At 67.4% G+C, this 10013-nt stretch carries 13 protein-coding genes; 5 read left to right on the forward strand and 8 right to left on the reverse strand.

Translation table 11 applies throughout. From position 1 onward, the window contains the following. Positions 1 to 52: 52 nt before the first annotated feature. Positions 53 to 931 carry an N-formylglutamate amidohydrolase gene (locus tag EOW65_RS12975; protein WP_128150074.1) on the forward strand — a complete coding sequence of 293 codons (879 nt, stop codon included), beginning with the start codon at positions 53 to 55 and terminating at the stop codon, positions 929 to 931. A 3-nt stretch (positions 932 to 934) separates the two neighbouring features. On the opposite strand, the gene EOW65_RS12980 is transcribed toward EOW65_RS12975, so the two are convergent. Together EOW65_RS12980 and clpB are read right to left on the reverse strand one after the other, a co-directional pair. Then, positions 935 to 2215, reverse strand: a complete 1281-nt coding sequence (locus EOW65_RS12980) for a DNA polymerase IV (RefSeq protein WP_128150076.1) — start codon at positions 2213 to 2215, stop codon at positions 935 to 937. Positions 2216 to 2294: 79 nt separating this feature from the next. Continuing rightward, a complete protein-coding gene (gene clpB, locus EOW65_RS12985; protein ID WP_128150078.1) occupies positions 2295 to 4910 on the reverse strand; it encodes an ATP-dependent chaperone ClpB in 2616 nt (871 codons plus the stop codon). 269 nt (positions 4911 to 5179) lie between these two features. Here clpB and pyrF point away from each other — a divergent pair, with 269 nt between their 5' ends. Continuing rightward, positions 5180 to 5887 carry an orotidine-5'-phosphate decarboxylase gene (gene pyrF, locus EOW65_RS12990; protein ID WP_128150080.1) on the forward strand — a complete coding sequence of 236 codons (708 nt, stop codon included), beginning with the start codon at positions 5180 to 5182 and terminating at the stop codon, positions 5885 to 5887. Positions 5888 to 5944: 57 nt separating this feature from the next. On the opposite strand, the gene EOW65_RS20000 is transcribed toward pyrF, so the two are convergent. From EOW65_RS20000 to EOW65_RS13005, 5 genes are all read right to left on the reverse strand, one after another. Then, positions 5945 to 6103 carry a hypothetical protein gene (locus EOW65_RS20000; protein ID WP_164880094.1) on the reverse strand — a complete coding sequence of 53 codons (159 nt, stop codon included), beginning with the start codon at positions 6101 to 6103 and terminating at the stop codon, positions 5945 to 5947. A gap of 77 nt (positions 6104 to 6180) precedes the next feature. After that, positions 6181 to 6450, reverse strand: a complete 270-nt coding sequence (locus EOW65_RS12995) for an NfeD family protein (protein ID WP_113898613.1) — start codon at positions 6448 to 6450, stop codon at positions 6181 to 6183. After that, entirely contained in the window at positions 6450 to 7331 is an 882-nt protein-coding gene (locus EOW65_RS13000; RefSeq protein WP_128150082.1) for an SPFH domain-containing protein, read from the reverse strand. Before EOW65_RS13000 ends, EOW65_RS12995 begins: the two co-directional genes overlap by 1 nt. 49 nt (positions 7332 to 7380) lie before the next feature. Beyond that, positions 7381 to 7536 carry a hypothetical protein gene (locus EOW65_RS20005; RefSeq protein ID WP_164880095.1) on the reverse strand — a complete coding sequence of 52 codons (156 nt, stop codon included), beginning with the start codon at positions 7534 to 7536 and terminating at the stop codon, positions 7381 to 7383. Next, positions 7536 to 7772 (reverse strand): GlsB/YeaQ/YmgE family stress response membrane protein, encoded by a 237-nt coding sequence (locus EOW65_RS13005; RefSeq protein ID WP_128150084.1) that lies wholly within the window; start codon positions 7770 to 7772, stop codon positions 7536 to 7538. The genes EOW65_RS20005 and EOW65_RS13005 overlap by 1 nt, the downstream gene beginning before the upstream one ends. 185 nt (positions 7773 to 7957) lie before the next feature. Here EOW65_RS13005 and EOW65_RS13010 point away from each other — a divergent pair, with 185 nt between their 5' ends. Then, entirely contained in the window at positions 7958 to 8305 is a 348-nt protein-coding gene (locus EOW65_RS13010; protein WP_113898610.1) for an STAS domain-containing protein, read from the forward strand. Further along, on the forward strand, positions 8295 to 8789 hold the full coding sequence (locus tag EOW65_RS13015) for an ATP-binding protein (protein ID WP_128150086.1): 495 nt from the start codon (positions 8295 to 8297) through the stop codon (positions 8787 to 8789). Before EOW65_RS13010 ends, EOW65_RS13015 begins: the two co-directional genes overlap by 11 nt. Before the next feature lie 12 nt (positions 8790 to 8801). Here EOW65_RS13015 and hspQ read toward each other — a convergent pair whose 3' ends face one another. Next, on the reverse strand, positions 8802 to 9128 hold the full coding sequence (gene hspQ, locus EOW65_RS13020) for a heat shock protein HspQ (protein ID WP_128150088.1): 327 nt from the start codon (positions 9126 to 9128) through the stop codon (positions 8802 to 8804). A gap of 199 nt (positions 9129 to 9327) precedes the next feature. Between hspQ and EOW65_RS13025 the strand changes: the two genes are divergently transcribed. After that, complete coding sequence (locus EOW65_RS13025) at positions 9328 to 9906, forward strand: transglycosylase SLT domain-containing protein (RefSeq protein WP_128150090.1); 579 nt, start codon at positions 9328 to 9330, stop codon at positions 9904 to 9906. Positions 9907 to 10013: the final 107 nt, after the last annotated feature.

Below are 10013 nucleotides of genomic sequence, written 5' to 3' on the forward strand. Positions count from 1 at the left end.
TTTTGGAAGGAAAACAATCCGGTGTAGTCTGTTTCCTGAACCGGGGAGAAAAATGGCCGTTCAGCTGTGCGAGACTGAAGTGTACCGGCTGTGGACGCCGGAGAGGATGACCACCGCCGTCATCTTCGCCTCGCCCCATTCCGGGCGCGACTATCCGCCTGAAATGCTGGCACGCTCGGTGCTTGACCTGCAACGGCTGCGCTCTTCCGAGGATGCCTTCGTCGACCGTTTCCTCGAAGGGGCCCCGCGCGAGGGGGCGGCGGCGCTGTCGGCGCGGCTGCCGCGCGCCTGGGTCGACCTGAACCGCGACGAGACAGAGCTCGACCCGGCGCTGATTGAGGGCCTGGGGCGCGGCGCGGCGGGGCCACGGGTGCAGGCCGGGCTTGGAGTGATTCCCCGCGTCGTCTCGGCGAACCGGGCAATCTATTCCGGCAAGCTGACGCGGGATGAGGCCGAGCGGCGGATCGCCACCGTCTGGCGCCCCTATCACGCCACCCTGGCCGCGCTCTTGCGCGAGGTGCGGGCACGCTTTGGCCGGGCGATCCTGATCGACATGCATTCGATGCCCTCCGAGGCGGTGAGCGGCGCCGGCCCGCGACCGGCGGAGGTGGTGCTGGGCGACCGCTACGGTGCCGCCGCGCGCCCCGACACGGTTGCCGCAGTCGAGACGATTTTCGCCCGGCTCGGGCTGCGGGTGGCGCGCAACGCCCCCTTCGCCGGCGCCTATGTGACCCAGCATTACGGCCGCCCGGCAAGCGGATACGAGGTGATCCAGGTCGAAATCAGCCGCGGCCTCTACATGGACGAGGCGGCGATTCGGCCCTCGGCCGGGTATGAGGACTTCCGCGCGCTGATGGCACGTGCCGTGGCAGGCATCGCGGCGATCGGGCGCGAGAGCACCACGGCTCACGGCTCGCTGGCCGCCGAATAGCGCTCAGCCGCGCGGCAGCTTGTCTCCGGTGCCAAGGCTGCGCCCGCTGCGGATCGCACCGGCGCCGAATTTCGCGCGAATCGCATCGACGGCCCGTTCCGCCTCTGCCCGCCGGCCGGCACCCGGGTCGAGCAGGTCGCCCACCGGGTCGCGCCCGTCTGCGGGCGCCAGATCGGCATAGCCCGCGCCGATCAGCCGGAACGGCCCCTCCTCGGGCAACGCCTCCAGAAGGGTGAGCGTTGCGCGAAACAGCGTGTCGGCAAGCTGGCTCGGCTCGTCGAGGCGCTGCTGCCGGCTGAGCGCCGAGAAATCCGCCCGCCGCAGCTTCAGCACCGCGGTGCGTCCGCTCAGCCCCTTCGCCTTCATCCGCGCCGCGGTCTTCTCGCACATCACCCAGAGCCAGGCCTCGAGCCGGGCGCGGTCGGCGATGTCGGTGTCGAAGGTGGTCTCGTTCGAGACCGATTTCACCGGCGCATCGGGGGTGACGCGGCGCGGGTCCTCGCCCATAGCCAGCGCATGAAGCCGTGCGCCCGAGGCGCCGAATCGCGCCACCATCGCGGCGTGTCCCGCCCGGCGGATGTCGGCGAGCGTGCGCAGCCCCGCCCGCCCCAGCGCCGCGCGCGTCGCCGCGCCAACGCCCCAGAGCATCGACACCGGCTGATCGCGCAGGAATTCCGCCGTCTCGGCCCGGCCGATCACCGAAAAGCCGCGCGGCTTGTCGAGATCGGAGGCGACCTTGGCCAGGAACTTGGTGTGCGACAGCCCGACCGAGGCGGTGACGCCGATCTCGGTCTCGATCTCGCGCGCGAGCCGCGCCATCAGCAGCGCCGGCGGCGCATGGTGCAGCCGCGTCGTGCCGCCCAGATCGAGGAAGGCCTCGTCGAGCGAGAGCGGCTCGATCAGCGGGGTCAGCGCCGCCATCTTCGCGCGGATCTGCGCCGAGACGGCGGCGTAATGCTCCATCCGCGGCCGGATCACCACCGCGTCGGGGCAGAGCTTCAGCGCCTGGAACATCGGCATCGCCGAGCGCACCCCCGAGATCCGCGCGACATAGCAGCAGGTGGAGACGACGCCGCGGGTGCCGCCGCCGACGATCACCGGGCGCGAAGCGAGCGTCGGGTCGTCGCGCTTCTCGACGGAGGCATAGAAGCTGTCGCAATCGAGATGCGCGATGGTCAGATCGAAAAGCTCGGGGTGGGAGAGCACGCGCGGGCGCCCGCAACGCGGGCAGCGTGCGGGGGCGTCGTCGAAGGTGGCAAGGCAGTCGCGGCACAGGGCGGGCATGATCGCCATCCTAGCGCGCCCGGGCGGGCATGAAAAAGGGGGCGGGTTGCCCCGCCCCCTTCGCATCCTGTCGCAGCGCTTACTGCAGCGGCGCGTCGGCTGGGCGCGTGCGCGCCGAGGCCGAGACCCGGCCCCCGACCACCAGCCCGTCGGGGCCCGCGGTCACATGCACCGTGCTGCCGTCCTTCACCTCGCCGCCCAGCAGCAGCTCGGCCAGCGGGTCCTGCAGGCTGCGCTGGATCACCCGCTTCAGCGGGCGCGCACCATAGACCGGGTCATAGCCCTCGTCGGCCAGCCACTTTCGCGCCTCGGCGTCGAGGTCGAGCGTGATCTTGCGCGCCGCGAGCCGCTTCTCGAGCCGTTTGAGCTGGATCGAGACGATGCCGTCCATGTTCGCCCGGGTCAGCCGGTCGAAGATGACGATCTCGTCCAGACGGTTCAGGAACTCGGGGCGGAAATGTGCCCGCACCGCGTCCATCACCTCGTCCCGCGCCTCGGACGAATCGCTACCCTCGGGCAGCATGCTCAGCGCCTGGCTGCCGAGGTTCGAGGTCAGCACGATCAGCGTCTGCTTGAAGTCGACGGTGCGGCCCTGACCATCGGTCAGCTGGCCGTCGTCCAGTACCTGCAGCAGAACGTTGAACACGTCCGGATGCGCCTTCTCGACCTCGTCGAACAGCACGACCTGATAGGGCCGGCGCCGCACCGCCTCGGTCAGAACGCCGCCCTCGTCATAGCCGACATAGCCGGGCGGGGCGCCGATCAGCCGCGCCACGGAGTGCTTCTCCATGAACTCGGACATGTCGATGCGCACCATCGCGGTGTCGTCGTCGAAGAGGTATTCGGCAACGGCCTTGGTCAGCTCGGTCTTGCCGACGCCGGTCGGGCCGAGGAAGAGGAACGAGCCCAGCGGCCGGTTCTCGTCGTTCAGCCCGGCACGCGCACGGCGCACCGCATTGGCGACGGCGGTGATCGCCGCATCCTGACCGATGACCCGGCCGTGCAGCTCTTCCTCCATCTTCAACAGCTTCTCGCGCTCGCCTTCCAGCATCTTCGTGGTCGGAATGCCGGTCCAGCGCTCGACCACCTCGGCGATCTGCTCGGGACGGACGGCCTCGGAAACCATCTGGCCGTCTTCCTTCTCCTCGGCCTCGCCCAGCTTGCGCTCGAGGTCCGGGATCTTGCCATATTGCAGCTCGCCCGCCTTGCCGAAGTTGCCTTCGCGCTTGGCCTGGTCAAGTTCGGCGCGCGCCCGGTCGAGCTGTTCCTTCAGATCGCGCGAGACCTCGAGCTTGTCGCGCTCGGCCTGCCATTTCGCGGTCATCGAGGCGGCCCGGTCCATGAGCTCGGCCAGCTCCTTCTCGAGCGTGACGAGACGGTCCTTCGAGGCCGCGTCATCCTCCTTCTTCAGCGCCTCGGCCTCGATCTGCATCTGCAGGATCTGCCGGTCGAGCGCATCGAGCTCCTCGGGCTTGCTGTCCACTTCCATGCGCAGACGCGACGCCGCCTCGTCGACAAGGTCGATCGCCTTGTCGGGCAGGAAGCGGTCGGTGATGTAGCGATGCGAGAGCGTCGCCGCCGCCACCAGCGCCGAGTCGGAGATCTTCACGCCGTGGTGGAGTTCGTATTTCTCCTTGATGCCGCGCAGGATCGAGATCGTGTCCTCGACCGTCGGCTCCTCGACCATCACCGGCTGGAACCGGCGGGCAAGGGCCGCGTCCTTCTCGACATACTTGCGGTATTCATCGAGCGTGGTCGCGCCGACGCAGTGAAGTTCCCCACGCGCAAGCGCCGGCTTGATCAGGTTCGCGGCATCCATCGCGCCTTCGGACTTGCCGGCGCCCACAAGGGTGTGGATCTCGTCGATGAACAGGATGATCTCGCCCGCCGCGGCCTCGATCTCCTTCAGGATGCTCTTCAGCCGTTCCTCGAACTCGCCGCGATATTTCGCCCCGGCGATCAGCGCGCCCATGTCGAGCGCAAGCAGCTTCTTGTTGCGCAAGCTCTCCGGCACGTCACCGTTGACGATGCGCAGCGCGAGGCCTTCCGCGATCGCGGTCTTGCCCACGCCCGGCTCGCCGATCAGGATCGGGTTGTTCTTGGTGCGGCGCGACAGCACCTGCATGGCGCGGCGGATCTCCTCGTCGCGGCCGATGATCGGGTCGATCTTGCCCTCTTCCGCGGCCTCGGTCAGATCGCGGGCGTATTTCTTCAGTGCGTCATAGCCTTCCTCGGCCGAGGCCGAATCGGCGGTGCGGCCCTTCCGCAGATCGTTGATCGCAGCGTTCAGCTTCTGCGCGGTCACTGCGCCCTGATCGAGACAGTCCTTCGCCCGGGTGTTGACCACGGCCAGCGCCATCAGGATCCGTTCCACCGGAACGAAGCTGTCGCCCGCCTTCTGCGCGATCTTCTCGGCCTCGTCGAGCACGCGCACCAGCGACTGTTCGACATAGACCTGCCCCTCACCGCCCGACACTTTCGGCAGTTTCGACACGGCCAGATCGACCGCCTCCTGCACGCGCTGCGGCTCGCCGCCGGAGCGTCGGATCAAATTCGACGACAGCCCCTGATCGTCATCCATCAATGCTTTCAGCAAGTGTTCAGGCACCACCCGCTGATGTCCCTCGCGCATCGCGATGGTCTGGGCAGCCTGAATGAAGCCCCGCGACCGCTCGGTGAACTTTTCCATGTTCATCGGGTATCTCCTTTTCTGAAGCCCCCGGGAAAATCGAGCGCCCATGACGGCACGCTCTGGTCCGGGTCTTGAGAGGGAGGTGGAGGCGGATCGCGGTCGCTTCAAGGGGGGTGCGACAGGCTGCGCGGAAAAAATATGCGCGGTGTAAAGCGCGGGAACGAAACACAAACCGGGCGGAGCCGGCGGGGCCCGCGCCCTGCTTTTCCTTGACCGGTGCCGGCTTCGGGCGCAAAAGGCGGGCGTTTGCCTGCCATCTCCGGAGCCTCACCATGACCGATCTGCTGCCCGCCGACGACCGCCTGATCGTCGCCCTCGACCTGCCCACCGCGCTCGACGGGCTTTCGCTTGCGAAGACGCTCGGTGACAGCGTTTCCTTCTACAAGATCGGCCTTGGCATGCTGACCGGCGGCGGGCTCGCGCTGGCGAACGAGCTGAAGCAGGAACAGGGCAAGAAGATCTTCCTCGACATGAAGCTCTTCGACATCGGCGCCACGGTCGAGGCGGCGGTGCGCGGCATCGCGCGCTATGACCTCGACTTCCTCACCGTGCACGGCGACCCTTATGTGGTGAAGGCGGCGAAACAGGGCGCGGCGGGGTCTGCCACGAAAATCCTCGCGGTGACGATTCTGACCTCGCTCGACCGCGCCGACCTCGACGGGGCGCTGATCAAGCCGGGCGAGATCGAGGCGCTGGTCACCGAACGCGCCGCACGCGCCTTCGAGGCCGGGGCGGATGGCGTCATCGCCTCGCCGCGCGAGGCGGCGGCGATCCGCGCGCTGCCGGGCGCCGCGGGCAAGCTGATCGTCACCCCGGGCGTGCGCCCGGCGGGCGCCGCACTTGGCGATCAGAAGCGGGTCGAGACGCCCGCCTCGGCGCTGGCGGCGGGCGCCGATCACCTCGTCGTCGGCCGCCCGATCTGGCAAGCCAAGGACCCGCGCACCGCGGCGCAGGCGATCCTCGCCGAGATCCGCGGCTGAGCCATGAAAAACGGCGGCCGATGGCCGCCGTTTCCGCTCCGTGCCGGGTCGGCCGGATCACGGCTGATGCGTGACCGCCAGCGTGGTGGTCGAGCTGGCATCGCCGTTCATCGGATGCGTCACCAGAATCCAGACCACGACGCCCACGAGGGCAAGCGTCACCATCTTGAGGAAATACTTGAGGCCTTTCGCCTCTTCGGGAAAATCGTCGTACATCGCGCCTCTCCATCTCGGGATGCGAGTCCACTAGGGCCCCGGGGCCTGAAAATCCAGCCCCGGCCGGCGCGCGGCGGTCATTTCTCGTTGATGTCGTGGTGCCAGATCCTCACCTGACCGCGGCGCACGCCCATCACCCGGCGCAACACGCCCCAGGCGATCGCCGCGATCACCGCCATCACCAGCAGCATCGGCGGCAGGGTGACCAGAAGGCCGATCCAGATCAGCACGCCGACACAGACCGCCCCGATCGCGAAGCCGAGCAGGATGAAGCCCGGCAGCAGCATCTCGAGCAGCGCCAGCACCACACCGCCGGCGATCCAGACCCAGGCAAGTTCCCACAGCATCACGACCGCCCCTTGAGCAGCCCGAAGGCATCCGAGAAGGCATCAAGCGCCGCAGCCGGCAGCAGCACCACCTGCTTGCCCTCGCCCTTGCCGACGATGCTCAGCGCCTCGACCTGCTTCAGCGCGACCTGGAACTGCGCCGCCTCGAGCCCGTTCTTCGCGATCGCCTCGGCGATCACCGACGTGGCGAAAGCCTCGGCCTCGGCGGTGACGCGGCGCGCCTTCGCCTGCTGCTCGGCGGCGTAAAGCTCGGCATCGGCCGCCAGTTCCACCGCGCGCTTGCGCCCCTCGGCCTCGGTGACCTGGGCACGACGCGCGCGCTCGGCGTTCAGCTGCTGCAACATCGCCGCCCGCGTCGCCTCGTCGAGGTTCACATCGAGAATCTCGGCCCGGGTGACCTCGATCCCCCAGTCGTCGACGACATTGGCGAGATTCTCCTGAATCGTGTGGATCAGCCCGGCGCGGTTCGACTGCACGGCATCGAGTTCCATCTTGCCGATCTCGGCGCGCACGATGCCCGCGACGGTGGTCGAGATCGCGGCGTCGATGTCGCGGATCCGGTAGACGGTCTTTTCCGGCTCGGTCACCCGGTAGAAGACCGAGGTCTCGACCTGCACCAGCACGTTGTCGGCGGTGATCGCATCCTGCCGGGTGGTGGGCAGCTGGCGCTCGAGCACCGAGACCTTGTGCGCCACCCGGTCGAGGAAGGGCACGATGAAGTTGATCCCCGGGCCAAGCACCGCACGCAGCCGGCCGAATCGCTCGACCACGTATTTCTCGGACTGCGGCACGATCCGCACCCCCTGATAGACGGCGACGATGACGAAGGCCGCGAGTGCCAGGAAGATGGCGTTCTCGCCGAGGAAATCTTGCAAGGTCATGGGGTCTCCCGGGGGTGGGGCGCGGCGGCGGGGCGCAGCGCGGATGGTCTCATTTCTGCGGCAGAAGCTTCACGCCGACCAGCGCCGCGACGGCAAGCACCGCCCAGCCTCCCGGCCGGCGCAACAGCCAGATCGCGAGGCCAAGCGACCACAGCGTCAGCCGCGTCGTCGCCATGCCGGCCAGTCCGAAAAGCGGCCCCCACATCAGCGCCGCCCGTACTGGCGCCACAGCCAGATCAGCACGAACGCGCCGAGCAGGGCACCGACGAAGCCGCCAAGCGCGCCGGTCAGCGCCACCAGGAAGCGCAGCACCAGCCCGCCGATCAGCGCGCCGATCACGCCGATAGCGATGGTGGTGGGGATGTCGGTTTCCATCTTCATCGCACGGGTGGCGATGAAGCCCGCCGCCGCGCCGATGATGATGAGAGCAATGACCTGCATGGGCTGCCTCCGGTTTCCGCTCCAATATGGGCGCGGGGCACGCGGGGCAAAAGGGGGAAGCGCAGGGCGGGCCGGCGCTGATGCGCGAAAGCGTCACCCCCGCCAGGTAGTTCCGGGCCGGCGATACGCTTTGGTAAGCATTTCCGGATACCCTTTGACGGTGAACGGTTGTCGGAGACGCGGTGATGAACCTTTATGCGGAAGCCCTCGGCGGGGCGCTGGTGGTGTACCTGCAGGAAGAACGCCTCGACGCGGCGATTGCCATCCGCTTCAAGGACCGGATGCGGGAAGTGACGGCGCAACCGTCCTCTCGCGTCGTGCTCGACCTGTCGGATGTGACCTTCCTCGACAGTTCCGGCCTCGGTGCGATCGTCGCGGTGATGAAGTCGCTCGCGCCGGCGCGACAACTGGAACTGGTCGGGCTCACGCCCACGGTCGAAAAGGTGTTCCGGCTGACCCGGATGGATACGGTGTTCCGGATTCATCCGAACGTCGCGGCGGCCACATCCGAAAGGTTGCGCGATGCAGGCTGAGCGGAGTTCGCATCCGCAGCCGCAACCGGACCCTTCGGCACCGGAGCAGGCCATCTTCCGGCACAGTTTCAGTGCCGATCCGCTGTCGGTGCGCGCCGCACTGCACAGCACCCTGGCACGATTCGTCCGCCAGATGACCACGGACGAGGCCGGCGCCCTCGAGATCGTCCTGGCCGAGGTGTTCAACAACATCGTCAGGCATGGCTATGGCAACAGCGGCAAGGGCACGATCACCCTCGCCCTCGCACGGGACCGGCGCGGTTTGACCTGCCTGGTCTGCGACGATGGGATCGAGCTGCCCGAGCGCTGCCTGTCGGGCATCGGCGGCGATCACCCGCGCCCGGTGCCCGACACTCTGCCCGAAGGTGGCTTCGGCTGGTTCCTGATTCGCGACCTGGTCGAGGACCTGCACTATTGCCGCCACGACGGCCGCAACGAGCTGGTCTTTCGCCTGCCGCTCGCGCCGCTCGCACTGGCGCAGTGAGCTGCGGCGCGCTCAGTTCAGCTGAAACTGCAACGGATAGCGCCCGTCCTCGAAATCGCCGAACAAATCGTCCAGATCCGGGTGATCCACCGGCTCACCCGTGGTATCGGCCACCAGATTTTGCTCGGAGACATAGGCGACGTAGTAATCGTCGTCATTCTCCGCCAGCAGGTGATAGAATGGCTGATCCTTCAGCGGACGGCTGCTTTCGGGAATCGCGAGATACCACTCCTCGGTATTCGAGAAGATCGCATCGACATCAAAGACCACGCCCCGGAACGACTGGTTCCGGTGACGGACGATCTGGCCGATGGCATATTTCGCGCGTGCGGTCTGCATGTCTGCCCCCAATGAAAGGTAAGTAATACCTTACCCGCCCTGCTGTCCACCGCGCAGCGCCGGTGCCGGGGGAAACAGATTGTGGTGTGCAGCCCAACAGTTGCCACAATCGGCCGGCAAGATCATGGCTTTGTCATTTCCCCTGCGGGGAAATTCCGGTAAAATCACGAGAAAACAAGACCGATCAGGCAGAGCAGTGATGAACAAGTACCTCAAGCTGGCCGTCTTGCTGATGGTCGCCTCCTGTGGGGGTGGCAGCTCGCAGGCGCCGCGTAACCTCGACAACGCCTGCCTTCTGGCGCGCGAGAAGCCGCAATACTACTCCGCGATGAAGCGCACCGAGGCCCGCTGGGGCGTGCCGGTGCATGTCCAGATGGCGACGATCCATCAGGAATCGAAATTCGTCGGCACCGCCAAGACGCCCTATCGCTTCGCGCTCGGGGTGATTCCGCTCGGCCGCACCAGCTCGGCCTATGGCTACAGCCAGGCCCTCGATTCGACCTGGGACGACTACCGCGAGGCCACCCGCCGCTTCAGCGCAAAGCGCAACCGGATCCAGGACGCGACCGATTTCATGGGCTGGTACATGGACGGAACCTCGAAGAAGCTCGGCGTGTCGAAATACGACGCGCGCGGCCAGTACCTTGCCTATCACGAGGGGCGGTCGGGCTATGCCAACGGCAGCCACAATTCCAAGGGCTGGCTGCTCGCCGTCGCCGACAAGGTGCAAACCCGCGCCAACATGTATCAGTCGCAGCTGCGCGCCTGCGGCAAGTGATCACTTCTTGCGGGCGTCGAGCTCGGCGTTGATGCTGAACAGCCGCGCGCCGAGCTCGACGCCGGTCTTCAGCCCCCACAGCACCAAGGCGGGATTGGCGCCGCGGT

The organism is Paenirhodobacter ferrireducens (genome assembly GCF_004022265.1).
Classification (GTDB): Bacteria; Pseudomonadota; Alphaproteobacteria; order Rhodobacterales; family Rhodobacteraceae; genus Rhodobacter; species Rhodobacter ferrireducens.

Excerpts from the sequence above, each read along its gene's own strand:
- EOW65_RS13005 (WP_128150084.1), bottom strand. The coding sequence starts at position 7,772 with ATGCAGGTCATTGCTCTCATCATCATCGGCGCGGCGGCGGGCTTCATC.
- EOW65_RS12980 (WP_128150076.1), bottom strand. The coding sequence starts at position 2,215 with ATGCCCGCCCTGTGCCGCGACTGCCTTGCCACCTTCGACGACGCCCCC.
- EOW65_RS12975 (WP_128150074.1), top strand. The coding sequence starts at position 53 with ATGGCCGTTCAGCTGTGCGAGACTGAAGTGTACCGGCTGTGGACGCCG.
- EOW65_RS13010 (WP_113898610.1), top strand. The coding sequence starts at position 7,958 with ATGAACCTTTATGCGGAAGCCCTCGGCGGGGCGCTGGTGGTGTACCTG.
- EOW65_RS20005 (WP_164880095.1), bottom strand. The coding sequence starts at position 7,536 with ATGTGGGGGCCGCTTTTCGGACTGGCCGGCATGGCGACGACGCGGCTG.
- clpB (WP_128150078.1), bottom strand. The coding sequence starts at position 4,910 with ATGAACATGGAAAAGTTCACCGAGCGGTCGCGGGGCTTCATTCAGGCT.
- hspQ (WP_128150088.1), bottom strand. The coding sequence starts at position 9,128 with ATGCAGACCGCACGCGCGAAATATGCCATCGGCCAGATCGTCCGTCAC.
- pyrF (WP_128150080.1), top strand. The coding sequence starts at position 5,180 with ATGACCGATCTGCTGCCCGCCGACGACCGCCTGATCGTCGCCCTCGAC.
- EOW65_RS20000 (WP_164880094.1), bottom strand. The coding sequence starts at position 6,103 with ATGTACGACGATTTTCCCGAAGAGGCGAAAGGCCTCAAGTATTTCCTC.
- EOW65_RS13025 (WP_128150090.1), top strand. The coding sequence starts at position 9,328 with ATGAACAAGTACCTCAAGCTGGCCGTCTTGCTGATGGTCGCCTCCTGT.
- EOW65_RS12995 (WP_113898613.1), bottom strand. The coding sequence starts at position 6,450 with ATGCTGTGGGAACTTGCCTGGGTCTGGATCGCCGGCGGTGTGGTGCTG.
- EOW65_RS13000 (WP_128150082.1), bottom strand. The coding sequence starts at position 7,331 with ATGACCTTGCAAGATTTCCTCGGCGAGAACGCCATCTTCCTGGCACTC.
- EOW65_RS13015 (WP_128150086.1), top strand. The coding sequence starts at position 8,295 with ATGCAGGCTGAGCGGAGTTCGCATCCGCAGCCGCAACCGGACCCTTCG.